The sequence below is a fragment of the Actinokineospora auranticolor genome, from assembly GCF_041897805.1.
GTDB lineage: Bacteria > Actinomycetota > Actinomycetes > Mycobacteriales > Pseudonocardiaceae > Actinokineospora > Actinokineospora auranticolor.
In genome coordinates this window covers 1,593,373-1,616,310 of record NZ_CP154825.1, presented here as the reverse complement: position 1 = coordinate 1,616,310, position 22,938 = coordinate 1,593,373, and the positions used below count along the sequence as shown (strand labels likewise).

Annotated in this window: 22 protein-coding genes and 2 tRNA genes; 11 read left to right on the top strand and 13 right to left on the bottom strand. The window is 69.9% G+C overall.

Annotated features, from left to right (window positions below):
- Positions 1 to 62 precede the first annotated feature (62 nt).
- Positions 63 to 1,046, top strand: coding sequence for a GTP-binding protein (locus tag V5P93_RS07705; RefSeq protein WP_245931202.1), 984 nt, complete (start codon positions 63 to 65; stop codon positions 1,044 to 1,046).
- 163 nt (positions 1,047 to 1,209) lie between these two features.
- Here the strand turns inward: V5P93_RS07705 and V5P93_RS07700 are convergent, their stop codons facing one another.
- Complete coding sequence (locus V5P93_RS07700; RefSeq protein WP_245931201.1) at positions 1,210 to 3,291, bottom strand: glycosyl hydrolase family 18 protein; 2,082 nt, start codon at positions 3,289 to 3,291, stop codon at positions 1,210 to 1,212.
- A 316-nt stretch (positions 3,292 to 3,607) separates the two neighbouring features.
- Here V5P93_RS07700 and V5P93_RS07695 point away from each other — a divergent pair, with 316 nt between their 5' ends.
- From V5P93_RS07695 to V5P93_RS07680, 4 genes are all read left to right on the top strand, one after another.
- The gene (locus V5P93_RS07695; RefSeq protein WP_104478670.1) at positions 3,608 to 4,342 is read left to right on the top strand and encodes a tyrosine-protein phosphatase; all 735 of its coding nucleotides are present in this window, start codon (positions 3,608 to 3,610) and stop codon (positions 4,340 to 4,342) included.
- A 50-nt stretch (positions 4,343 to 4,392) separates the two neighbouring features.
- The gene (locus tag V5P93_RS07690) at positions 4,393 to 4,803 is read left to right on the top strand and encodes a VOC family protein (RefSeq protein WP_104478669.1); all 411 of its coding nucleotides are present in this window, start codon (positions 4,393 to 4,395) and stop codon (positions 4,801 to 4,803) included.
- 442 nt (positions 4,804 to 5,245) lie between these two features.
- A complete protein-coding gene (locus V5P93_RS07685; RefSeq protein WP_104478668.1) occupies positions 5,246 to 6,043 on the top strand; it encodes a metalloregulator ArsR/SmtB family transcription factor in 798 nt (265 codons plus the stop codon).
- 20 nt (positions 6,044 to 6,063) lie between these two features.
- Complete coding sequence (locus V5P93_RS07680; RefSeq protein WP_104478667.1) at positions 6,064 to 6,651, top strand: dihydrofolate reductase family protein; 588 nt, start codon at positions 6,064 to 6,066, stop codon at positions 6,649 to 6,651.
- A 370-nt stretch (positions 6,652 to 7,021) separates the two neighbouring features.
- Here the strand turns inward: V5P93_RS07680 and V5P93_RS07675 are convergent.
- Both V5P93_RS07675 and V5P93_RS07670 read right to left on the bottom strand, forming a co-directional pair.
- A tRNA-Ile gene (locus V5P93_RS07675) sits at positions 7,022 to 7,095 on the bottom strand.
- Between the two features lie 179 nt (positions 7,096 to 7,274).
- A tRNA-Asn gene (locus tag V5P93_RS07670) sits at positions 7,275 to 7,347 on the bottom strand.
- A 155-nt stretch (positions 7,348 to 7,502) separates the two neighbouring features.
- Here V5P93_RS07670 and V5P93_RS07665 point away from each other — a divergent pair.
- Complete coding sequence (locus V5P93_RS07665; RefSeq protein WP_181043421.1) at positions 7,503 to 7,667, top strand: hypothetical protein; 165 nt, start codon at positions 7,503 to 7,505, stop codon at positions 7,665 to 7,667.
- Positions 7,668 to 7,675: 8 nt separating this feature from the next.
- Here V5P93_RS07665 and V5P93_RS07660 read toward each other — a convergent pair whose 3' ends face one another.
- From V5P93_RS07660 to dnaG, 4 genes are all read right to left on the bottom strand, one after another.
- The gene (locus tag V5P93_RS07660; protein WP_104478666.1) at positions 7,676 to 8,341 is read right to left on the bottom strand and encodes an MOSC domain-containing protein; all 666 of its coding nucleotides are present in this window, start codon (positions 8,339 to 8,341) and stop codon (positions 7,676 to 7,678) included.
- 1 nt (position 8,342) lies between these two features.
- Positions 8,343 to 9,107: a trans-aconitate 2-methyltransferase gene (locus V5P93_RS07655; RefSeq protein WP_104478665.1), complete on the bottom strand. Its 765-nt coding sequence runs from the start codon at positions 9,105 to 9,107 to the stop codon at positions 8,343 to 8,345.
- A gap of 51 nt (positions 9,108 to 9,158) precedes the next feature.
- Positions 9,159 to 9,686 (bottom strand): hypothetical protein, encoded by a 528-nt coding sequence (locus tag V5P93_RS07650; RefSeq protein ID WP_104478664.1) that lies wholly within the window; start codon positions 9,684 to 9,686, stop codon positions 9,159 to 9,161.
- A 64-nt stretch (positions 9,687 to 9,750) separates the two neighbouring features.
- Complete coding sequence (dnaG, locus tag V5P93_RS07645) at positions 9,751 to 11,664, bottom strand: DNA primase (protein WP_104478774.1); 1,914 nt, start codon at positions 11,662 to 11,664, stop codon at positions 9,751 to 9,753.
- A 95-nt stretch (positions 11,665 to 11,759) separates the two neighbouring features.
- Between dnaG and V5P93_RS07640 the strand changes: the two genes are divergently transcribed.
- Positions 11,760 to 12,692 carry a sigma-70 family RNA polymerase sigma factor gene (locus tag V5P93_RS07640; protein ID WP_104478663.1) on the top strand — a complete coding sequence of 311 codons (933 nt, stop codon included), beginning with the start codon at positions 11,760 to 11,762 and terminating at the stop codon, positions 12,690 to 12,692.
- Between the two features lie 600 nt (positions 12,693 to 13,292).
- Here the strand turns inward: V5P93_RS07640 and V5P93_RS07635 are convergent.
- The 4 genes from V5P93_RS07635 to V5P93_RS07620 form a co-directional block, all read right to left on the bottom strand.
- On the bottom strand, positions 13,293 to 13,865 hold the full coding sequence (locus V5P93_RS07635; RefSeq protein WP_104478661.1) for a carboxymuconolactone decarboxylase family protein: 573 nt from the start codon (positions 13,863 to 13,865) through the stop codon (positions 13,293 to 13,295).
- Between the two features lie 564 nt (positions 13,866 to 14,429).
- Complete coding sequence (locus V5P93_RS07630; RefSeq protein ID WP_245931200.1) at positions 14,430 to 15,509, bottom strand: serpin family protein; 1,080 nt, start codon at positions 15,507 to 15,509, stop codon at positions 14,430 to 14,432.
- A gap of 74 nt (positions 15,510 to 15,583) precedes the next feature.
- A complete protein-coding gene (locus tag V5P93_RS07625) occupies positions 15,584 to 16,849 on the bottom strand; it encodes a deoxyguanosinetriphosphate triphosphohydrolase (protein WP_104478659.1) in 1,266 nt (421 codons plus the stop codon).
- An 18-nt stretch (positions 16,850 to 16,867) separates the two neighbouring features.
- Positions 16,868 to 17,452, bottom strand: a complete 585-nt coding sequence (locus tag V5P93_RS07620; protein WP_104478773.1) for a YdcF family protein — start codon at positions 17,450 to 17,452, stop codon at positions 16,868 to 16,870.
- A 339-nt stretch (positions 17,453 to 17,791) separates the two neighbouring features.
- Between V5P93_RS07620 and V5P93_RS07615 the strand changes: the two genes are divergently transcribed.
- Positions 17,792 to 18,592 carry a hypothetical protein gene (locus tag V5P93_RS07615; RefSeq protein ID WP_104478658.1) on the top strand — a complete coding sequence of 267 codons (801 nt, stop codon included), beginning with the start codon at positions 17,792 to 17,794 and terminating at the stop codon, positions 18,590 to 18,592.
- A 226-nt stretch (positions 18,593 to 18,818) separates the two neighbouring features.
- Here V5P93_RS07615 and V5P93_RS07610 read toward each other — a convergent pair whose 3' ends face one another.
- Positions 18,819 to 20,204 (bottom strand): glycine--tRNA ligase, encoded by a 1,386-nt coding sequence (locus V5P93_RS07610; RefSeq protein WP_104478657.1) that lies wholly within the window; start codon positions 20,202 to 20,204, stop codon positions 18,819 to 18,821.
- Between the two features lie 174 nt (positions 20,205 to 20,378).
- Entirely contained in the window at positions 20,379 to 20,771 is a 393-nt protein-coding gene (locus V5P93_RS07605; protein WP_104478656.1) for an antibiotic biosynthesis monooxygenase, read from the bottom strand.
- A gap of 136 nt (positions 20,772 to 20,907) precedes the next feature.
- Between V5P93_RS07605 and V5P93_RS07600 the strand changes: the two genes are divergently transcribed.
- The 3 genes from V5P93_RS07600 to V5P93_RS07590 all read left to right on the top strand — a co-directional run bounded on the left by V5P93_RS07600 (position 20,908) and on the right by V5P93_RS07590 (position 22,920).
- The gene (locus tag V5P93_RS07600) at positions 20,908 to 21,162 is read left to right on the top strand and encodes a hypothetical protein (protein ID WP_104478655.1); all 255 of its coding nucleotides are present in this window, start codon (positions 20,908 to 20,910) and stop codon (positions 21,160 to 21,162) included.
- Positions 21,163 to 22,153: 991 nt separating this feature from the next.
- On the top strand, positions 22,154 to 22,513 hold the full coding sequence (locus V5P93_RS07595; RefSeq protein WP_374066463.1) for an ArsR/SmtB family transcription factor: 360 nt from the start codon (positions 22,154 to 22,156) through the stop codon (positions 22,511 to 22,513).
- Entirely contained in the window at positions 22,510 to 22,920 is a 411-nt protein-coding gene (locus V5P93_RS07590) for a Fur family transcriptional regulator (RefSeq protein ID WP_104478653.1), read from the top strand. The genes V5P93_RS07595 and V5P93_RS07590 overlap by 4 nt, the downstream gene beginning before the upstream one ends.
- Positions 22,921 to 22,938: the final 18 nt, after the last annotated feature.

The window sequence follows — 22,938 nt, the reverse complement described above, 5'->3', positions numbered from 1 at the left end:
CGGCGGGGGCCACCCCCCGTAGCGGCCCAGCGGAGATCATCCGGGTTCACTACCCTCGGCGCGTGCACATCCCGGTCGTAGTGGTCGCGGGCTTCCTCGGCTCCGGCAAGACAACCCTCCTCAACCACCTCCTGCGCACCGCGGGCGGTCTGCGCATCGGTGTCGTGGTCAACGACTTCGGCAAGGTCAACATCGACGCGATGACCGTGGCCGCGCAGGTCGACTCCATGGTGACCCTCGGCAACGGCTGCCTGTGCTGCGCGGTCGACGCGGCCGACCTGGACGCGATGCTCGACCGCATAGCGCGCCCGGACGGGCCGGTGGACGTGATCGTGGTGGAGGCCAGCGGGCTCGCCGAGCCACCCGCGATGGTGCGGCTGGTGCTGGCGAGCGAGAACCCGCACATCCGCTACGGCGGGCTGGTCGAGGTGGTCGACGCGGCGGAGTTCCCGGCGACCCGGGAGCGGCACCCGCAGCTGGACCGGCACATCAAGCAGGCGGACCTGGTGCTGCTGAACAAGGTCGACCGCGCGGCGGATGGCGTGCTGGAGCTGGTGCGGGACCTGGCGGGCGGCGTCCCGGTGGTGCCGACCGAGTACGGGCGGGTGGACCCGGGTCTGCTGTTCGACCGCGTGGCCCGGGTGGAGCCGGAGGTGCGCCAGTTGACGCTGGACGACCTGCTGCCGCACGAGGAGCACGTGCACGCGGGCTACTCGAGCGTCGAGTTCGCCGACCCGCGCCCGATGAACCCGTTGCGCTTCGCCCGGTTCCTGGCGGAGCGGCCCGCGGGTGTCTACCGGATGAAGGGTTTCGCGCACTTCGGGGTGCCGGGCTTCGAGGAGCCGTACCTGGTGCAGACGGTCGGCAAGGCGGTGTGGCTCGCGGCGGCACCGGAGGCCAAGCGGCGCAACGAGTTGGTGGTGATCGGATCCGAACTGGACGAGTCGGCCCTGCGCCGGGGTCTCGACGAGTCGCTTGAGGACGCCCCGGAGTCGGTGGACCCGTTGGACATGGCCTCGATCACCCGGTTCCTGCCCAGGGTCTGAGCAAACCAAGATCGCGAGCTGTCCACAGGCTTGATCGCTACCCGGCGGTACCGTCGGTCCCCGCCGGTAGCCTGGATTCCGGGGGCCGGCGGCAACCCCAGGCCGCGAAGCCAAGGTGGCGGACGCCTGCAGGCGCCCGCCACCTTGTCCGTTCGGGTGGTGCTTACTTGATGCCGTGCTTGGTGGTGGCGAGCTTCTGCACTGCCTTGACCGACGACGAGATGCTGAAGTCGTCGGCGTAGACGGCGCCCTGGCCGTACCAGCCGTGGGTGTAGATCGTCACGGTGCCGTTGGCGCCGGTGGTGAAGGGCAGCGTCACCTCCTGCCAGTCGCTGGCGACGGTCCAGGTGGTGGCGCTGGCGCCGCCGCGGACGCCGAGGTAGGCGTAGTTGCCGCGCAGCCAGGCGCGCAGCGTGTACGACTTGTTCGGCTCCAGGGTGACCTGCTGGCTGGCCTCACCGGTGCTCGAGTTGCTCGCACCGACGGAGAGGGCGTGGCCGCCGCCGTGGGTGGGCGAGGTGACGACGGTGGTGCCGTCGACCGCGGTCCACGGGGCCAGCACGCCGGACTCGAAGTCACCGTTGGCCACGGAACCACCCGGGGTGCCGCCCTGCACGGTCACGGTGAACGAGGTGCTGTGCTTGCCCGAGGGCGCCGAGCCGCCGACCGAGAAGGTGTACTTGCCCGGGGTGGCGTTGCCCGCGGCGGTCACGGTGATGGTGGCCGAGTTGCCCGCGGTGACGCTGGTCGGGTTGATGGTGGCGGAGACACCGCTCTGCGGCTTGGTCAGGCTCAGCGCGATGGTCTGCGCGTTGCCGCCGGTGACCGCGGTGGTCAGCTGGGTGGTGGCGGTGCTGCCGGTGGCGACGGTGACCTCGGCCGGGTTGACCGCGAGCGAGAAGTCGTTGCCCGGCTGGGTGCCGTTGACCTTGACCGAGACGGTGGCGGACTTGCTGCCGGAGGCGGCGGAGCCGGTCACGGTGAAGGTGTAGGTGCCCGGGGTCGCGTTGGCCGCGGCGGCGAAGGTGACGGTGGCCGAGCCGCCCGCGGTGACGCTACCGGGGGTGACGGTCGGGGTGACGCCGCCCTGGGCCGAACCGGCCGACAGCGAGACGGTCTGCGCGTTGCCCGCGGTGACCGCGGTGGTGATCGTGGCGGTACCGGACTTGCCCGGGTCGATCGACACCGACGCGGGGTTCACGCCGAGGGAGAAGTCGTCGGTCGGGTTCTGCGTGCCGCTGGTGTACTGCGAGAAGGTCTTGCTGAAGTAGTACAGGTCCTGCGCGATGCCGGAGCAGTCGTCGCGGGCGGCACCGCCGGGGCAGTTGCCGTTGTCGCGCTGGAGGGCCCAGAACGACAGGGTGTTGATGTTCTTCTCCTTGGCCCACGCGAGGACGGTGTTCGCGTCGGCGGTGGTGAAGGTCTCGGCCGGGCCGAAGTCGTCGACGCCGATCATCTCGGTGATGCCGACCATCTGCCACAGCTGCGCCTGGGTCTTGCTCGGGTACAGCTGGCCGAGGTAGGTGACCAGGGCCTGGCCCGCGGTCTTGGTGTCGTTGGCCATGTTGTGGGTGCCGGCGTTGTCGTAGTAGTCGAACGTCATGATGTTGACGACGTCGATCTCAGCGCCGTTGGTCACCGCGTTGCGCAGCAGGTTCCGACCGCTGTCGGCCAGACCCTGAACGGTCGTGGGCAGCGTGTAGGAGAACTGGATCTGGCGGCCGTTGGCCTTCGCCCAGTCCTTGGTGATCTTGATGGCCTTGTTGCGGCGGTCGACACCGGCGGTGTTCTCGATCGAGTCGGCCTCGATGTCGAGGTCGATCCGGCTGATGTCGTAGGTGGTGATCAGCCGCTGCCACTCGCCCGAGATCTTGTTGACGTCGGTGCAGCTGTCGGCGATCTCGGTGCCGGTGGTGTCGGCGGTGTAGCCGCCGAACGACGGGATGACGTCACCGCCGTTGTTCTGGATGGTCTTGATCGCCGCGCCGAAGGTGGCCTGGCCGATCGGCATGCTGGTGTCGCCGTTCCACAGCGCCGTGCAGGAACCCGGGCTGGCGGTCTGCAGGAAGGCCATGGTCAGGTGCTTCGCGCCGGACGCGGCCGAGAGCGTGGCCGGGTTCTCCCCGGTCCAGGCCTCGAAGTAGGGCGCGAACACCCGGGCGGGCAACGGCTTGGCCGCGGACTGCGCGGCGTCGGCCGAGGTGCCGACCACGACGCCGGTGACGGTGGCGGCGGTGGCGACCATGGTTAGTAGGGAAAACAGTTTTCTGGACAGCCGCATCGTGCGCTCCAGTGCAGGGAAAGGGGTCACAACCGGGCGGACAACCCCGGTCGCGGTGGTGCTACCCAAAATTGGACTAGACCAAAGCCGATGTCAAGACCGTTGCGTCAGACGGTCATCGAACTAGGTCGGAAAACGGGAAACCGACCCAAGCGGGCATTTGCCCCAACAGGAAAACCGTTATCTTGAGAACAGAGTTAATACAAAGGCGAGGAGCCTGGCAATTCACCCGAAATATCCGGCGGCGTACCAGGGCGGCGCGCGGCTAGGGTCGGGCACCGTGCGTAGACACCTCGACTTCGACCGCCTGCACAACTTCCGCGACCTCGGCGGTTACCCGACCGCGGACGGCGGCGCGGTCCGCTGGGGTCTGCTGTACCGCTCGGACTCGCTCGGCAAGCTCGCCGGGACCGACCTGGACCGATTCCGGGAACTCGACGTGCGGACGGTGATCGACCTGCGGCACGACTACGAGATCGCCGCGCGCGGGCGGGTGCCCGCGCTGCCCGGTCTGGTGTACCACCACCTGCCGATCGAGCACCGCGCGTTCGACCAGACCGGTCTCGACTCCGCGGTCGACCCCGGCCGGTACCTGGCGGACCGCTACCTGGAGTACGCCGAGGACGGGGTGGTGGAACTGCGGGCCGCGCTGACCGCGCTGGCCGAGCCGGGGACCGCGGTGTTCCACTGCGCGTCGGGCAAGGACCGCACGGGGGTGCTGGCGGCGCTGGTGCTGGCGCTGGTCGGGGTGTCGGAGTCCGACGTCGTCGCCGACTTCGCGCTGACCGGGCTGGCGACCGAACGGCTGGTGGCCGACTGGCGAGCGGAGAACGAAGGTCGCCCGCCCGCGTGGCACTGGTACGGCCACGCGCCCGCGGAGACCATGCGCTTGTTCCTCGCGGACCTGCTGGCCGAGCACGGCTCGGTCGCGGACTACGTGCTCGGACCGGTGGGTCTGGCACCGTCCGTGGTGGACCGCCTGCGCACCCGGCTCACGTTGTCGCCCCCCGCCTGATCTGCGACGATGCCGCCGTCACACAGACCGTCCCCCAGGAGTGGATCACGATGGCGAAGCGGCTCAACCCCTACATCAACTTCTCCGGCAACGCGCGCGAGGCGCTGGAGTGCTACCAGGGCGTGTTCGGCGGCGAACTGGCGCTCAACACCTTCGGCGCGTTCGGCGGCGACGAGAGCATCGCCGACAACATCATGCACGGCATGCTGGAGGCCGAGGACGGCTTCACGCTGATGGGTTCCGACCTGGCGCCGGGCATGACCCACCAGCCGGGCACCAACATCACCATCAGCCTCAGCGGCGACGAGCGCGACAAGCTGCTCGGCTACTGGGCGAAGCTCAGCGACGGCGGCCAGATCACGGTGCCGCTGGAGAAGCAGATGTGGGGCGACGAGTTCGGCCAGGTCACCGACCGGTTCGGCATCCAGTGGATGGTCAACATCCTGGGCTCGGCCTCCTGAACGGCGCGTTCGAGGAGGCCACCGGCCCACCGCGGGCCGAGCTGCGCGCGCACCGCAACCGCATGCTCGGCCCACCCCCTTCCTTCCTTGACGCCAAAACACACCAAACGACCACAAAATACGCAGCCGCCTGAAAACGCGGCGACATCGTCACCCTCCTGACGAACGACGCGCACTACGCCACACCCGAGCGACACTACGGCCGCAGGGAAGTCCACGCGTTCCCGGAAACCCCCGCCTATCGCCGATGCTTCCTCCCGGCGCGCCAATGGCCGGACAGCTTTCGGCACCCGCATCAGCCGCTACCGGGCCGCGATGACCCTCGAGGTCGACCCCACGTCCGCAAGGCCCCCGCCCTCAGCCTCCCCGGCCCCAGCGTCACCCGTCGATCACCAGAAGTATTCCTTGACACGAATATTCACTATGAGGAATGCTTCTAGTCATGGAGGACATCGCCTCGGCACTCGGGGACGCCGCACGCTGGCAGATCGTGGAGCTGCTGGCCACGCGACCACGGTCGGTCGGCGAGTTGGCCGAGCTGACCGGGTTGCGGCAGCCGCAAACCACGAAACACCTGCAGACCCTGGCGCGCGTCGGCCTGGTCGCGGTCCACCCGCTGGGGCAACGGCGGGTCTACGCCATCGAGCCCGGCCCGCTGGCCGACTTCGCGAGCCGCGTGCGGGCGCTGGTCGAGATCGCCGAGGCACACCAGGGCGAACTGGACGTCATCGCGCGCTACCGGGCCGCCATCGAGGTCGAGACGGTGGCAGCGGACCAGGACCGATGGGCCGACGGCCGCACCTTCTCCTTCGAGCGAGCACTGGCCGCACCCCCGGACGTCGTGTGGCGGCACTGGGTCGACCCGGCGCTGCTCGGCTCCTGGTGGGCCCCACCCCCCATGACGGTCTCCGAGTGCGTCCTGGAGCCAAAACCGGGCGGACAGGCGGTCCTTGAATACCGCGACGCCGACGGCCGATACCGATCCGAGGGCCGAGTCCGCACCGCGGTACCGCTGGAGCACCTGGAGTTCACCCTCTCGGTCCTCAACGAAACCGGGGTCGTCTCCTTCACCGGCCACTACGACATCCACCTCGCCCCCACCCCGGAGGGCACCCAACTCCGCGTCGACCTCCGGATCACCGACTCGACGGTCGAGTCCGCCCCCTACATCGCGGGCATCGGCACCGGCTGGGCCCAGGTGCTCGACCAACTCGTCCACGCCATCAACGCTTCCCACTGAACCGCAAAGGAACCACCGCCATGCCCCGCAAGGTGACCGCCAACATCAACATCACCCTCGACGGCCGCTACAACGGCCCCGCAGGCCCAGGCGACCTGGGCGCGATCGTCCCGTACGCGGTCACCGACGTGGCCCGCGACCACTTGACCCGCATCTGGAACGGCGCCACAACCGCCGTCCTGGGCCGCAACTGCGCGGAGGGCTTCCTGGGCTTCTGGCCGTCGGTCGCCACGGACGAAACCGCCGACCCCCGCGACCGCGCCTACGCGAAGTGGCTGGTGGACGTGGAAAAGCTAGTCCTCTCCACAACCCTGACCACGGCCCCCTGGAACAACACCCGCGTCGTCAACGCCCCCGCCACCGACGTCATCACCGACCTCAAAACAACCGGCGAAGGCGACATCCTCGTCAACGTCAGCCCAACCGTCCTCAAGCCCCTACTGGCCGCCGACCTCATCGACCGCCTGCACCTGATCACCACCCCGGAGATCGCAGGCGGCGGCACCCCCCTCTTCACCACAAACCTCCCGAGTACCAAGTGGACCCTCATCCACCTATCCCGTGGCCCCCACGGCGAAATCGCCACCACCTACGACCGTGCCAGGTAATAACCGTCCACAACAGACACCCCAGCCGCAAACTCCCCACCACCACACCACCCCCGGCAACGGCCCACTCACGCCGCCCACACCCACACACAACCCCAACTAGCCCCGCACCCACATCAACCGGCCCGGCGAACCCGCCGCCCGACCCCGCAAACCCCGTCACCGGCCCGACAGTCTCGCCACCCGGTTCCGGCGAACGCACACCCATCCCGCGCCGGTTCCCCCCGCCACTTCCCCACGCTGGTCCCCCGCCACTCCCCCACGCTGGGTCGGGAGAAGCTCGCACCGTGGAGGTCTGGGGGCTCGGCCCCCAGAATCGATGACGGACGCCATGTCCACGCAGTCCGTGGACATGGGTAGCCCAAGTCCGTGGGGCGGGTGGGACTCGAACCCACGGCCCAAGGATTATGAGTCCTCTGCTCTAACCGGCTGAGCTACCGCCCCCAACCCGGAGGATCTTACCCAGGGTGTGCGTCCGGGGAGCGAGGATGGCGCGACTTGATCAACTCTGGTCGAGAAGTCGCTAGATCGGGTGAACGCCAGGAGTTACGGGCCGTCATAGCGGTAACCGCGTGCGCCACAACGAGAAGAACCCCAGGTCAACGACCTGGGGTTCTTCTCGGCTCCTCCAGCTGGACTCGAACCAGCAACCCTTCGATTAACAGTCGAATGCTCTGCCAATTGAGCTATGGAGGAAGGGCACCTCCGCCGGGGGTTCAACCCGACGGAGGTAACTCTAGCGCATACCCGCCACTCGGTTTTGCGGGGTACCCCGTAGCTGCCCGGAGCGGTGATCGCCCGCGTGCGGCAGGATGGTGCGACGGCGCGGGTCGACGAGGGTGGAGGTGCCGGTGTTCGGATTCCTGGTGGGTGCCGGGGTGGGGTACGTGCTCGGGGCGAAGGCGGGGCGCGGGCGGTACGAGCAGATCCTGCGCACGTACCGGCGGATCGTCGACCACCCGGCGGTCCAGGGCGCCGCGGGCATCGCCCGGGCCAAGATCGGCGGCAAGGGCTAGCACCCGCGTCACCCGAACCGCACCACGTCCCCCGTTCCCATGACACCCGGTCGGCGGACGGTGGCGTACACGCCGAAGGTCATGTCCTGCGGGGCGAGGTTCCGCAACAGGTCGACGGCGGGCAACTCGCCTTGGGCGTGGTCGAGCATCACGCACCGGATCACCGGACGGGTGATCTCCAGTTCGGCGGTGCCGACGGTCAGCCGCCTGCCGATCCACTCGTCCTCGACCCGGTCCTCGCCGTCGACATCGATCACGATGTTGGGCCGGGCGCGCTCCCATTCCGCGCCCAGCCACCGCAGCGAGGCGGTGGTGACCAGGTGGACGGGTCCCGCGTCGAGGTGCGGGACCTCGCCTTCCTCGACGACGGTCACCGGCTGCCCGACCACCTCGGACACGGCCTCGTGCACCTTCTCGTCGACCGTGGCGTACTCGCGGCCGTCGGGTAACCCGACGACGGTGTGCACGCCCCAGACGCGTTTGGACCACATGTCCAGCAGGCGCGGTAAGCGGGTGAACCGGTTGGTGCTCTTCCCGGACCCGAGCTTCCCGTTCGCCGCGCGGAGGGCCCACCGGCGGTCGTCCACCGCGCCCCGGCCGTCGACCTCCAGCACCTCGACCGATTCGCCCCGCAGCGACTTCACGGGGTAGCGGGCCAGGATTCCGACGCGCACGTCAGCGGATCCGGGCGACGAAGAAGACCCGGCGGAACGGGAACCAGGTCGTGCCGTCCGGCCGCCGCGGGTACGCCTCGGCCAGCCGCGGCGCCAGGGCCGTGCGGAACTCCTGCCAGTCGTCGTCGGCCAGGGTCGCGCGGATCGGGCGCAGGGCCGTGCCGGTGATCCACTCGAGCACCGCGTCCGGACCGTCGAGGCGCTGCAGGTAGGTGGTCTCCCAGGCGTCGACCTCGCAGCCCGCTTCGGTGAGCAGTTCGGCGTAGCCCTCCGGCGGGAGCGTCGCGTCCTCCTCGCGCAGCCGCACCGGCTCCAGCCGGTCGAACCACTCGGGCTCGGCCACCAGCTCACGCAGCAGGGCGTGGGAGGGGGCGTTGAAGTTGCCCGGCACCTGCACGCCGAGCCAGGCGCCGGACGGCAGCGCCCGCGCCCACCGGCTCAGCAGCTCGGGGTGCCCGGGCACCCACTGCAGGGCCGCGTTGCTGATCACCACCTCGACGTCCTCGTCGGGCACCCACTCGCGCAGGTCGGCGACCTCGGCGGCGACGCCGCGCGTCCGGGCGGCGGCGACCATCTCCGCCGAGGTGTCGATCGCCGTGAGCCGGGTGTTGGGCCAGCGCTGCGACATGGTGATGGTCAGGTTGCCCGGGCCGCAGCCCAGGTCGACCACGGCGCGCGGGCTCTCGGCGCGCACCCGGCCGAGCAGGTCGAAGAACGGCCTGGCCCGGTGGTCGCTGAAGCTCAGGTACTTCGCGGGGTCCCACATCGACGCCTCCAAGCAAACCGTACGTACGTACTGTTTACCTTAACGCGTCCATCAGCCGTCCGCGAGTCCCTGGTTGATCTTCGCTGCCACGTCCTCGGCGATGGACCGCGCCAACTCCACGTCGGTACCCGGGTCGGGGCGCACCTGCAACACGGTGCCGTCGCGACCGGGGACCTTGCGCTGGACGAACCAGGCGCCGCCACCGGGCAGGTCGCGGTGGTGGCGGGAGCGGATCGAGCTGGTCACCCGCCGGTGGACGGCGAGCGGCAGCTTCCCGGGCTGCGCCAGCACGAAGCGCCGCGGCGCGCGGTCGGCGAGCACCACGGCCTCACCCGTCCGGTCGATCTCGTCGGCCTCGATCACGACGAACACCCCGTCGCCCCAGGTCGCCTTCGACACCAGGTGCCAGCCGACGCGGCGGGCGCCGTCGCCGTCGGGGATCCACAGTCCCAAGGAGGTCGCGACCAGGTAGCCGCCACCGCGCACCTCGGCCCAGGCCGCGACCCCCTCGGCGCGGTCGAGCACGCCCGCGAAACCCCTGGGCAGGCCGCCGAACAGCCGGGACAGGAACGTGGTCATGCCCGCCCCCGAAGTCCACCTGAGCAGGGGTCACCGTGTCGAGGGACGCGCCGGGACGCGGGGGTCAACCTATGCCCCCGTATTCCTGCTTGCTCTTCAGCGCCTTGCGCCACTCTTCCATTGCTACCAGATCCCCCCACAGAGCCCGCGCCTCGTCGGGGTGCTCGACTGGCGAGAGTCGCTGAAGCCGGGACTTGATCTCGGCAATCTGCCTGGCGACCAACTCGAGTTGAAGGCCAGCCAACACGCCCGAGGCGAATCGTTCGATCGACGGGTTGCGCACCGGCAACGGAATCGGTTCAACGGCCAGCTCGTGAGCGAGCCTGCGTACTACAGGTGAGGCGCAGTGCTTGACGACTGCTGCTAGCCACTCTGCGCCGGCCAGCCCTAACGCGGTGCCTCCGGCCGTTAGCACGGCTGTGTGCAGGGCTGCGTAGGCAGGATCAGTGAAGGCATCCACAGGCATCGAGTCGTAGACCGGGCCAGCAAGCGCTGGCTCCTGCAGCGCGATCTTGAGCACACCGCGCTGGGCCTCCAGCGACTTGTTTTCCGGATTGGGACGAGGCGGTCCCTCTACTTCTACACCGAGTGCAGCCTGGTCAGGGTCGGTGGAGCGTACTCGCCGCTTGCTAGTGGAAACCCCGACACCTGCCAACTCCCGCACTCGGCGCACCACGACTAGTGCATCGTCCCAGCCAACCCAGCCCGAAAGCTGGCGGGCGTACTCGTCGCGCAGTGAATGGTCCTTGATCTGGGCAACCAGCGGTGCAGTGCGACGCAGAGCCTCAAGCCGACCCTCGGCAGTGTCGAGGTCGTAGGAGGCCAACTCAGCGCGGATGGCGAAGGCAAACAGGGGATGTCTGCGCGCGACAAGGTCCCTCACGGCGACGTCACCCCTCGCTTGGCGCAAGTCACACGGATCCATGCCATCAGGGGCGATGGCGATGAAGGTCTGCGCGGCGAACTCCTGTTCGCCGTCGTCGAAGGCCTTTCTAGCCGCCTTCTGGCCCGCCTCATCGCCGTCAAAGGTGAAGATCACCTCGCCGCGGAAAGTGTCGTCGTCCATTAGGAACCGGCGCAGCACCTTGATGTGCTCACCGCCGAACGCCGTCCCGCACGAGGCGACGGCCGTCGGCACACCGGCGACGTGCATCGCCATGACGTCGGTGTAGCCCTCGACGACCACGACCTGGTGCCGCTTGGCGATCTCCCGCTTGGCCACGTCGAGCCCGAAGAGCACCTGGGACTTCTTGTAGATCGGGCTCTCGCTGGTGTTGAGGTACTTGGCCTGGATCTGGTCGTCGTCGAACAACCGCCGGGCCCCGAACCCGACCACGTCGCCGCCGATGTCCTTGATCGGCCACAGCAGCCTGCGGTGGAACCGGTCGATCGGCCCCTGCCTGCCCTCCTTGGCCAACCCGCCCTTGATCAGCTCGGCCACCTCGAAGCCACGCCCGAGCAGGTGCTTGGTCAGCTTGTCCCAGCCACCGGGCGCGAACCCGCAGCCGAAAGCGGTCGCCACGGCCTCGTCGAACCCGCGCTCGGCCAGGAACTCCCGCGCCTTCACCGCGTCGGGGGTGCGCAGCTGCTCGGCGTAGAACTCGGCCGCCGCCTTGTGCGCGTCGACCAGGCGGGACCGCGTGCCCCGGTCGCGCTGCACGCTCGTGCCGCCGCCCTCGTAGGTCAGCTGCAACCCGACCCGCTCGGCGAGCCGCTCCACGGCCTCGACGAAGGACAGGTGGTCGAGCTTCATCACGAAGGCGATGACGTCGCCGCCCTCACCGCACCCGAAGCAGTGGAACGTGCCGTGCGTGGAGCGGACGTTGAACGAGGGCGTCTTCTCGTCGTGGAACGGGCACAGCCCCTTGAGCGCGCCACCACCCGCGCGCCGGAGTTGGACGTACTCGCCCACGACCTCGTCGATCCGGCTGCGCTCGCGGACCTGCGCTATGTCACTCTCCCGGATACGTCCAGCCACAGTCGTCGAGTGTATGCGGCGCCCCCGACCGGGCATCGCCGACGTCACCCCCGACGACCGGCCCGCGGCGGCCGCGGCGTCATTACGATGACGGGGTGAGCGTCACCGACACCGCGCTGGCCGAGCGGTTCTCCGAGCACCGAGACCACCTGGTCGGTGTCGCCTACCGGCTGACCGGCAGCCGCTCCGACGCCGAGGACGCGGTGCAGGAAGCCTGGCTGCGACTGTCCGCTGTGGACGAACAAGCCCGCGAGGGGATCCGCGAACTGCGGGCCTGGCTGACCACCGTCGTCGGCCGCCTGTGCCTGGACCGCCTCCGCTCCGCCACCGCCCGCCGCGAGCGCTACGTCGGCCCGTGGCTCCCCGAACCGGTGGTCACCCCGTTCGGCACGGCACCGAGCGAGGACCCCCTGGACATCGCCGTCCGCGACGACGGCGTCCGGATGGCGGCCCTCGTGGTCCTGGACCGCCTGACCCCGGAACAACGCGTCGCCCTGGTCCTGCACGACGCCTTCGACCTCCCGTTCGCCGAAATCGCCGCGACGCTGGGTTGCACCGACGCCACAGCCCGTCAACACGCCTCCCGCGCCCGCCGAGCCGTGGCCCAAGCCGACCCACCCCCACGCATCGCCCTCGAAGAACAGCGCGAGGTCCTGGAGCGCTTCGTGGCCGCCATCGCCGCGGGCGACCTGTCCCGGGTGGTGGCCCTGCTGCACCCGGACGCCGCCCTGATCGCCGACAGCGGCGGCAAGGCCCGCGCCGCCCGCCGCTCCGTCCTCGGCCCGGACAACATCGCCCGCTTCTACCTGGGCCTACGCCGCCGCTACGACGAACTCGTCTTCAACGGCGCACCCATCCTGGTCAACGGCGACCTGGGCGCGTACCTACCCCCGCTCCCCGCAGGCGAAGCCCACCACGGCCGCGACGCCCGAGTGGCCACCTTCGCCATCCGCGACGGCCTGATCTACGCCATCTACGACATCGCCAACCCGGACAAACTGACCGGCCTCAACCTCCCCACTCCCTGATCCAACCCCACCACCCATCAACCCCTACACCGATCGCCAATGTCCACACTGGACACAACCGAGTCGCCGACTCGCCGCCAAGCTCCACGCCACGCGCATGCCGCGCCCACGCAAGACACGGCCCACGGCCCACGGCCCACGGCCCACGGCCCACGGCCCACGGCCCACGGCCCACGGCCCACGGCCCACGGCCCACGGCCCACGGCCCACGGCCCACGGCGAGCATGCCGCAGCGCACCCACCGCGCCGTCGGCCCGGTGGATTCGGTCACCAGTGTCCGCACCACGACCTCCACGGCGCCGTGCACGGACTCCGCGCACTCCTCGGCGCCCTACACCTGCCGAGACCACCGAGCCGTCGTGACCGCACGGATCGCGGTGGCGCACACGGCCACAGTCTTCGTGCGCCCGTGGGCAGCACCCATCCGGCGACCGCCGCCATGCGCGCGGCAACCACCGACGCCACAACGCTCAGCACGCCAAGCCCGGGACGTGGCGTCCAGCCCCGTAACCCGCGTCTTCCACGACTTCGCCAGCCGCGACCGGCGCGCCCCGGTGAAGCGCCGACCGCGCGCCGACCCCTGCCGCTGCCGACCGGGGCCTAGGCGCCGGAGGTGGGCACCCGGCAGGCGGCGCCCGAGGTGAAGCCCTGGTCGGTGATGCCCAGTGCGTGGTTCATCCGCGCGCGCTGGTTTTCCAGCGCTATGTGGTAGGTCAGCTCGATCACTCCCTTCTTGCCGAATGCCGTGGTCAACTCGGTCACCTGCTCGTCGGTGACCGTCATGGGGTTCGCCGTCATCGCGTCGGCGTAGGCGATCGCGAGGCGTTCCTTGTAGGAGTACGCCTCCGCGGTGGCGTACTCCTCAATGTGCTTGAGGCGCTCGATGTCCAGGCCCTCCAGGCGTTGCAGCATGGTGCCGAAGTCGACGCACCACGAGCAGCCGACCGTCTGCGCCACCCGGTACACCGCGAGTTCCCGGACGTTCGCGGGCAGCGCCTTCGACGCCCGCTGCACGCTCAGCTCGTGCCTCACGGACGCCAGCAGCAACCCGCGGTGATGGGCCGTGACAGCGAACGGTTCCGGCACGGCGCCGAACCGCTTCTTGGCGAACCAGAACAAGACCCGCAGCACCGGTCCCGCCTGACCCGCACTGACCCCGGTGATCCTTGGCATGTGCCCTCCCCGTGTGCGCGGCCCCGATCCAGCCGTTCACCACGAGGACGACACACCCCCGCCAGGTGTGACAAGCCAGCCACGGGTCCGTGCCGAGAGACCCGCCACAGCAGCCTTCGCCACACGCCAGCGGAGCGGACCACGCCACGGACACCACCCCGCACTCAGACAGCGCCCTATAACTCGACATCACAACCAGCAGGATGATGACGAGTTCAGCCCGGCACCAGGTGGCACACGTGGCGTGGCGTTCGGCCACCCGAGCAGTCCCGACCGTGTTGCGCGGTATGCGCCATGTGCCGAAGGCCAGCAGTCCTCCGTCGTGCGAGTCCGGACTCGCACGACGACGACCGCGTCATCGCCTCCAGCCACTCGAACATGGCGCGTCGAGCCGCGGTACCCATGGTCGACTCGCTCACCGCTCACACACGATCGGTCACCTCACCGCCGATCAGCACCCGGCAACGACCCACAGGGCACTGCCTGGAAGAACCGGATGCCCTCAGGGCACCGTCTCAGCCGCCAGGGCACCCTGGCAGCCGGGGCCTCCCTGCCTGGCGGCGGTCAGGACGGGTCGGTAACGCGCGCGAGGAAATAGATCACCCCCGTCCCCTTGTGCCGGACCACCACCAGGAACGGGCGGTTGACCTCGACCTCGACCTCCGTCTGGACCAGCGACACCATTCGCATGACGACCGCCGTGGCCGCGGCGCCCTCGAACCCGTCCTCATCGACCTTCAGCACCGACTCGTGCAGCACGCGCTGCACGGCCAGCCGTTCGGAGCTGATGCCCGTGAGGTCGGCGGAGTCGGTGAACACCGTTCGCACGCCGACTTCTCGCAACGGTGCCGTGAGGTCGGCGCGCGTGGTGATCTCCAACTTCGGAAGGGCCAACTGGACCTGCCGGGGTTCGGGAGCCGACAGGAGATCGGAGAGCGAACCCGCCGTCAAGGCCGCCTCCGACTCCGCCAGCTCCTCGTCGGGAAGCAGGATCACCGCTTCCACTCCCCCGACCGCGGGCAGGCCGACGACCTGCCACCCGTCCCGGTGGGCGTACCCGATGCGCTCGTTGAGCGACATCGCGGGCACCTCCGCCGTTCGCCCCGCGGTGGCGAACGGCAAAGGCGTGGTCGGCGTGAACCTGTTGTGCCAGGCACACTTCAGGTACAGCGCGTTGACCAAAGAGGACACCGTGTCCGCGGTGAAGGTCCCGAACGGCACCAGTTCGGGGATCAGCCCCCGCGTCGTCTCCGCCACGTCGGCGTTGATCTCCCGACGCGCCTTCTCCGGCTCGGCCCGGAACGGCGCGTTGCGCACCACGCCGCCGGACCAGCTCGCCAACTCCTCGGCGAAACCGGATTCGATGGGTACGGAGGCGTCCGCCCACAGGGTGTTCGCCACCGCGATGACCGGCTGCTCCTCGTCCGGCCGGGGCTGCTCCAGCGAGCCCGCCGCGCCCAACTCGGCACCGGTCTCACCGAGTTCGCCGAGCAGGACGGCGAGTTCGTCGAGACTGGCTCCCTTGGCCCCGCGGGCGAGCAGGGTCAGGGCGCTGGCCACCGAGAACGGGGACCAGCAAACCTGCTGGGCCGGGTCCGACGCGACGGCCCGGTGCAGGTCGAGGGTGAAACCGAGATGTGACACGGTGGCTCCTGACGGATGTCCGATTCCTCTTCCGTGCCTCGAGTGTGCCGGCTCACCAAACCCGGCGAAGAAAGTTATCCACAGGCCTTGTGCCAGAGCATTGCCTGCTGGTCCGTGAGGGAAGCGACCTGGTCAACGACCACTCGCAGCCGTTGCGCGTCGTCCTCGGCCGCCAGCCAGGAGGGTTGGAAAGCGGGTTCGAGAGCAGCGGGCGCGCGGTCGAGGAGGGCGGCGACCAGTTCGGTGACGACCTGCCGCTGGCGTTGCTGCAACGCCAGCCGATCGGGGTCGCTCATCACGTAGCGCACCGCCATGGCCTTGAGCAACGCGACCTCGGCGGCGACGCGCGGCGGCACGACGAGCCCCGCGGCGTGTCGGACCAGCGGGCCGTCGCCGTACTCGGCGCGCGTCCCGGTCACCGCGGCGGCGGCGAATCGGCCGACGAGTTCACTGGTCAACCGCTTGAGCGCTACCTGCGCGGCCAACGAGCCGTCGTACTCGCGCGCGACCAACTCGCCCACTACGGGAAGTTCCAGCAGCCCTACCGCGGCTTCCCCCAACGACGAGGCCGATTCCACGGAGAAGTGCTTCGCCGCCAACTGGGCGACGACCGCGCGTTCCGAGGTGTCCGCCAGCGCGGATAACGAGATCCGACCCGAACGCACACCGTCCTCGACGTCGTGCACCGAGTAGGCGACGTCGTCGGACCAGTCCATCACCTGCGCCTCGACGCAGCGCTGGTCACCCGAGACCTCTTCGCGGATCCACGTGAAGACCGCCAAATCGTCGTCGTAGACGCCGAACTTCACCGTGCCGGGACGACGGGGCCACGGGTACTTCGTGGCGGCATCCAGCGACGCGCGGGTCAGGTTGAGACCGTGAGGCGAACCGTCGTCACCGAGGACTTTGGGTTCGAGGCGGGTCAGGATGCGCAGCGTCTGCGCGTTGCCCTCAAACCCGCCGCACGGCTGGGCGACGACGTCGAGAGCTCGTTCGCCGTTGTGCCCGAAAGGCGGGTGGCCGATGTCGTGGGCAAGCCCGGCGGTGTCGACGATGTCCGGGTCGCACCCGAGTTCGTCGGCAATACCTCGTCCGATTTGGGCTACTTCCAGCGAGTGGGTCAACCGCGTTCGCGGGATGCCGTGCACCTCTGTGCCCTCATTGGGCCCCACGACCTGGGTCTTACCCGCCAGGCGCCGTAGTGCCGCCGAATGCAGCACCCGCGCGCGATCCCGGTCGAACGCGCTGCGTGACGCGCTGAACGTGCCCGGTAGCACCGCCCCCTTGGGAGGTTCGACGTAGAGGCGCTCGCGGTCGTGGTCGGTGTAACCGGGATTCACAAGGGGAGACTACGTCGGTCAGCCGACTTCTTCGTCAATCGCGATACCGTCGGCGGAGGCGTTGGTGGACCGGTAGTAGAGCAGGGCGGCGGTCTCGCGCAGGATGTACTTGGCCTGCGTCTCGCGGGTCTGCACGATCGGACCGGAGTGGGTCGGCGAGGTCCAGGCGTCGATGCCCGCGTCCTTGGCCATCGTGCGGGCGCGTAGCGAGTGCCACGGGTCGCTGACGATCACCGCGGTCTCCCAACCGCGGTGGCGCACCTCGGCGGCGACGGCCTGGAGTGTGCCCAACGTGTCGTTGCCCTCGCCCACGCCGATTACGCGATCCGCAGGCACCCCGTGCGCGATGAGCCATTTACGACCAGCCTCGGCCTCGGTGTACCTATCGCCCGCACGCCGCCCACCGCCGGTCACGACGTAAGGGGCTACACCTTGGTCGAAGAGCGTCTTGGCTTGGCGTAACCGGGCTTCGAGGACCTTGGACGGCTTGCCCGCGTATTGGGCCGCGCCGAGAACCACTACGGCGTCGGCGTGTTCGCGGTCGTCGACGCGGGCGACCTGCCAGACGCGGAACGCCGTGCCGCCCACCACGAGCACGCCCATCAGCACGACACCGACGAGAAGTCGGCGCAGGAAACGGCGAACCGGGCGGGGATGGGATGACACGCTCGCATCCTTCCAGAAGGGTGTCGCGGTGCTTCGGGACGGGGACTGTACGCGATCGGTGGGACGTTCACGGTCGCGGCGGGTTGCCGCGGAACGCGAAACCGACCTCTCCGAGTTGTCCACATACCTCCGAGTTGTCCACAGGCCGAGCCGCATCGCTTTCCAGCGCTTCCCAACCGGAGTTACCTCGTGTCCATGCGAACGAATCAGCAGCTCGGCGCGATCGAGACGGAACCGTTGATCAGCACTGGGAGCGCCCCGCCAGGTCCGTGGCCCATGCCGTCGGCCGAGGTCGTGGTGCTCGCGGACTCGGGCCCGAGCCGGGTCCAGCGGCTGCGCGAGGCCATGCGCCTGACGCAGGGCGATGCGGTGGTGACCGGGCGGGAGGCGATGTGGCTCAACGGCGTGCCGATCTCCTCGTTCGGCGCCATCCACCTGGTGGTGCCCGCCCGCCGCCCGAGTCGGCACGACGGGTCGGTCCGGGTGGAGACCACGTCGCGGATGCCCGATCCGCTGTGGCGACAGGGGTTCCCGACCGCACCACTGGCCAGGGCGACCGTCGACGCGTGCAGGCGGACACCCGGCGCGGGTGATGTCCGGGTGCTCGCGATGGAGGCCGTGCACCGGGGCGGGGTCACCATCGCCGAGCTGCATGAGGAACTCGCTCGCGGCCGGAGCAGGGGGACGACCCTGCTGCGCCGTGCGCTCGCCGAGATCGACCGCGGCGTGCGCACGGTGGTCGCGGGCCGGGCGGCTGAGGTGGTGGACCGGGCCGGGCTGCCGCAGCCCACCTGGACCGCTCGGCTGAGCACGGCCGACGACGCGCACCTCGCGGTGGTCGACGCGTGGTGGGACGACGTCGCCCTCGCCTGGGACGCCGACATCCACCGGCCCTGGGCGCCGCGCACCGGTCTGCTCGCGCTCAACCGCGCGGCCAGGCTGACCGCGGCCGGGATCGTGGCCATCCACACGGATCCGGCGCGGCTGCGCGGCGACGCGCACACCGTGGTGGACGAGCTGAAAGGCGCCTACCGGCTCGCCACCACCCGACCGAGGCCGGAGGTAGTCATGTCCTGATCCAGCAGCCGAGCGCTCGACCGCACCCGGTCGGCGTCCCGAGTCCGAACGCGACGAACACCGCCAGCCGTCCGAGCCTCGTGCCTGGACGGGTCGAATCCCCGTGGGATCACGCGGATCCGTCTGGCGCGGGCTGCCCAGGCAGTGCGCGCGGTGAGTCGCCTCGGACGGGCGCAGCTGCCGGTGGAGCGGGGCATCGACCCACGGCGCGCGTGCCCGGACCGCCTCAGCAGCCGATGAGCCTGCTCGCCAGGTAGGACTCGAGCTGGGCCATGGCCACGCGTTCCTGGGACATGGTGTCGCGCTCGCGCACAGTGACGGCGTGGTCGTTGAGGGAGTCGAAGTCGACGGTGACGCAGAACGGGGTGCCGATCTCATCCTGCCTGCGGTACCGGCGGCCGATGGCGCCCGCGTCGTCGAAGTCGACGTTCCAGTGCCTGCGCAGCGTGGCGGCCACGTCGCGGGCTTTGGGCGAGAGGTCGGCGTTGCGCGAGAGCGGCAGCACCGCGGCCTTGACCGGGGCCAGCCTCCGGTCGAGTCGGAGCACGACCCGCTTGTCGACGCCGCCCTTGGCGTTCGGCGCCTCGTCCTCGACGTAGGCGTCGAGCAGGAACGCCATCATCGGGCGGCCGACACCGGCGGCGGGCTCGATGACGAACGGCCGGTACCGCGAGTTGGTCGCCTGGTCGAAGTAGGACAGGTCCACTCCGGAGTGGTTGGAGTGGGTGGTGAGGTCGAAGTCGGTGCGGTTGGCGATGCCCTCCAGCTCGCCCCACTCCTGCCCGCCGAACTGGAAGCGGTACTCGATGTCCACCGTCCGCTTGGAGTAGTGCGAGAGCTTCTCCTGCGGGTGCTCGTAAACACGGAGGTTGTCCTTGGCGATACCCAGGTCGGTGTACCAGCGCGTGCGCTCGTCGATCCAGTACTGGTGCCACTCGTCGTCGGTGCCGGGTTCGACGAAGAACTCCATCTCCATCTGCTCGAACTCGCGGGTGCGGAAGATGAAGTTGCCCGGGGTGATCTCGTTGCGGAAGGACTTGCCGATCTGCCCGATGCCGAAGGGCGGCTTGCGGCGGGAGGTGGTCTGCACGTTCAGGAAGTTGATGAAGATGCCCTGGGCCGTCTCGGGGCGCAGGTAGTGCATGCCCTCCTCGGTCTCGACCGGGCCGAGGTGGGTCTTGAGCATCATGTTGAACTCGCGCGGCTCGGTGTACTGGCCGCGGGTGCCGCAGTTCGGGCACGGGACGTCGGAGAGGTCGTCCTCGGCGATGTCCTTGCCGGTCCGGGCCGCGTACTCCTCGACCAACTGGTCCGCGCGGAACCGCTTGTGGCAGGAGGTGCACTCGACGAGGGGGTCGTGGAAGGCGTTCACGTGGCCGGACGCCGCCCACACCTGGCGCGGCAGGATCACCGACGAGTCGAGCCCGACGACGTCGTCACGGCCCTGGACCATGCTCTTCCACCAGGCCCGCTTGATGTTGTCCTTGAGCTCGACGCCGAGCGGCCCGTAGTCCCACGCCGACCTGGTGCCGCCGTAGATCTCCCCGCACGGGTAGACGAAACCACGGCGCTTGCAGAGGCTCACGACGGTGTCGATCCGGTCGGCAGGCACTGCCCCTCCATGCGATGAAACTCGGGGTGGGAGAACTCAGGGGTCGAGCCCGTCAAGGGTAGTCCGCGGACTGCCGTTGGTCCGTTCGGGGGACACCCCGGCCACGGGATCCCGGTTCCTCGACGGGTGCTCGCCTGCTCGGCGGGCGCCGGAGGGGTGGTGGCGCGAACGCGACTAGCGGGCGGTCGTGGGACCGGCGGCCTCGCCGAGGCGGACGGTGTCGGCGTCGGCGGCCAGGAGGCTGGCGTGCTGCTGGACCCTGCCCGGGGCTCCTTCGCCGCCCGGCTCGCCTTCGAGGACGACCTCGTAGGCGGCGGGCTCGGTGGTGTCGGCCTCGGCGAGCAGCGGGATGACGTGGGTTCGGACGTCGAAGGGAGACAGGGATTTGCGGTAGGCGGAGACGGAGGTGAACTCCACGGTCAGCACCCAGGCCGTGGCGGACTCGGTGGAGCGGGCCAGCAGGCCGCGCTGGCAGCCGGGCTGCGCCAGCAGCAGTTCCAGGGCGTGCTTGGCGCGGGCGGTGAAGGCTTCGGGGTCGGTCGCGGTGAACCGGGCGATCAGCAGCACGCGCGGGTGCCTTCCTGGTCGTGGGTGCGAAGATGCTGCACCGTAGTTCACCCGGTGGACCGGACCGCCGGTGGAACCAGCGGCAGGCATCGACCGACCTAGAGACCCGGGAGACACCGTGCGGCGGACGCGCTCGATGAGGACACCGTTGCTGGCAGGGCGGGGACCGTTGGCGCGGGTCCCACCGGTCGCGGTGTTCGCGCTGGTCATCGGGTTGTTCGCGGCCGGGGTGCTGGTGCGCGGACCGGTCGGCGCCGTGCTGCTCGGCGTCCTCGCGGCCGGGGTCGCCGTGCTGCTCGCCGCGACCTGGGGCGTCCTGGCGCCGGGCCAGCGGTTCGGCCGGGCCTTGGTGCTCGCGGTACTCGTGGCGGTGGCGATCTCGGTGCTCTAGCGGCGTGGCCGCGGGCCGACCAGGCGGGCGGGACGGCGCCCTGGCGGAGCCGTGCCCGGGGTCGGGTGCTCCCGGTGGCGGCGGTCATCTCGGCGCCGCGAGCGACAACCACGGGCTGAACAAGGTGCGTTTACGGGTCGTGCGGGTCGGGTCGCGGGTGCGGGTCGGCGTGGAGCTGCTGGCGAGGACGGTCGAGCGACCGGACGGGGCAGCGCTGGGCGGAGTCGTCTGTTGGGGCGGGCGCGGGTTGGCGTTGGCGATCGCAGAGCTGTGGGTGGGGTTGAGGCCAGCGGGGCGGGACGGTGCCGATGGGCATCGGGTTGAGGTGCTCGTAGCGGTGGCGATCACGGTGGTGCGGTGCCAGGTCGGTCGACCAAGCCGGATGGCGCCCAGTGGAGTCGTGCGTGAGGTCGGGTGCCGGTGGCTGGCTCGGCGCTGTGGTCGGTGTTGAACGCGGCTGACCGGACGGGCGGGATGGCGTCGGGGGGATCGTGCTCGGGGGTTGGTGGGGGGCGACCACGGTGGCGCGGGGTGCCAGGTCGGTCGACCAAGCCGGATGGCGCCCGGTGGAGTCATGTGGGAGGTCGGGTGCCGGTGGTCGGCTTGGCGCTGTGGTCGGCGCTGAGGGCGGCTGACCGGACGAGCGGGGTGGCGTCGGAGTAGATCGGGCCGGGGGTTGGTGGTGGGTGGTGGCGGTGCTCTCGGGGCTGTAGGCGGGCATCGAGGCTGGTTGGTCACGTGGTCGGGAGCGGGGTGCGGTGGGGTGATCTCGAGGCCGTGGGTGCCTCTCGGGGGTGATCGTCCCGGTCGGGTGTGGTGGTGTCCGGTGGCGGGTTGGCGGGGCTTGTGTGCGAAGTGCACAGCCGGAGAGGCCACCCTGAACTGCGAAAGCGCCTAAGATGAATACGGTAACCATCACCCCGTCGGTTTCGGTCGTCGGGCACAGGAGAGGACGACGTCGATCGTGACCTCGGAAGCCGCGTCGCACGAGCTGCGGGCAGCCGCCGAGCAGCACGACCACTCGTCTGATCGGCCCGTCGTGGCGGCCGCCACCCATCGCAGGCCCGCCATGACGCTGACGGCGGCGGGGGATCTGCTGCGGGCGCTGGCGGCGCCGGTGCGGATCGCGATCGTGTTGGAGCTGCGGGAAGCCGACCGGTGCGTGCACGAGCTGGTCGAGGCGCTGGGGGTGGCGCAGCCGTTGATCAGCCAGCACCTGCGGGTGCTCAAGTCGGCGGGTGTGGTCTATGGGGAGCGACACGGCCGGGAAGTCGTCTACCGGCTTGTGGACGAGCATTTGTCGCATATCGTCGTGGACGCTGTTGCACACGTTGAGGAAGGCGACCGGTGACGACGGAGCGAACCTCGGCGACCGTGCCCGGCAGGCGCTCCACGCGCCAACGGACGGCCGTCGCCCAACTGCTCGACCAACTCGATGAGTTCCGCTCCGCCCAGGAGCTGCACGAGGAACTGCGCAAACGCGGTGAGGGCATCGGTCTGACCACGGTCTACCGCACCCTCCAGTCCCTCGCCGACGCCGGTGAGATCGACGTCCTGCGCACCGATTCCGGCGAGGCGATCTACCGCCGGTGCTCCCGGCACCACCATCACCACCTGGTGTGCCGAACCTGCGGGCACACCGTGGAGGTGGAGGGTCCGGCGGTCGAACGCTGGGCCGATCGGGTGGCCGCCGAAAACGGTTTTTCCCAGATTAGCCACACCGTCGAGATCTTCGGGACCTGCGAGCGCTGCACCTGACCGCCCCCGCGCGTGGGT

Bases quoted from the DNA above. Each gene is read 5' to 3' on its own strand.
- V5P93_RS07615 (WP_104478658.1), top strand. From the start codon at position 17,792: ATGCCGTCGGCCGAGGTCGTGGTGCTCGCGGACTCGGGCCCGAGCCGG.
- V5P93_RS07600 (WP_104478655.1), top strand. From the start codon at position 20,908: ATGAGGACACCGTTGCTGGCAGGGCGGGGACCGTTGGCGCGGGTCCCA.
- V5P93_RS07655 (WP_104478665.1), bottom strand. From the start codon at position 9,107: ATGTGGGACCCCGCGAAGTACCTGAGCTTCAGCGACCACCGGGCCAGG.
- V5P93_RS07680 (WP_104478667.1), top strand. From the start codon at position 6,064: ATGCCCCGCAAGGTGACCGCCAACATCAACATCACCCTCGACGGCCGC.
- V5P93_RS07620 (WP_104478773.1), bottom strand. From the start codon at position 17,452: ATGGGCGTGCTCGTGGTGGGCGGCACGGCGTTCCGCGTCTGGCAGGTC.
- V5P93_RS07635 (WP_104478661.1), bottom strand. From the start codon at position 13,865: ATGCCAAGGATCACCGGGGTCAGTGCGGGTCAGGCGGGACCGGTGCTG.
- V5P93_RS07650 (WP_104478664.1), bottom strand. From the start codon at position 9,686: ATGACCACGTTCCTGTCCCGGCTGTTCGGCGGCCTGCCCAGGGGTTTC.
- V5P93_RS07690 (WP_104478669.1), top strand. From the start codon at position 4,393: ATGGCGAAGCGGCTCAACCCCTACATCAACTTCTCCGGCAACGCGCGC.
- V5P93_RS07685 (WP_104478668.1), top strand. From the start codon at position 5,246: ATGGAGGACATCGCCTCGGCACTCGGGGACGCCGCACGCTGGCAGATC.
- V5P93_RS07700 (WP_245931201.1), bottom strand. From the start codon at position 3,291: ATGGTCGCCACCGCCGCCACCGTCACCGGCGTCGTGGTCGGCACCTCG.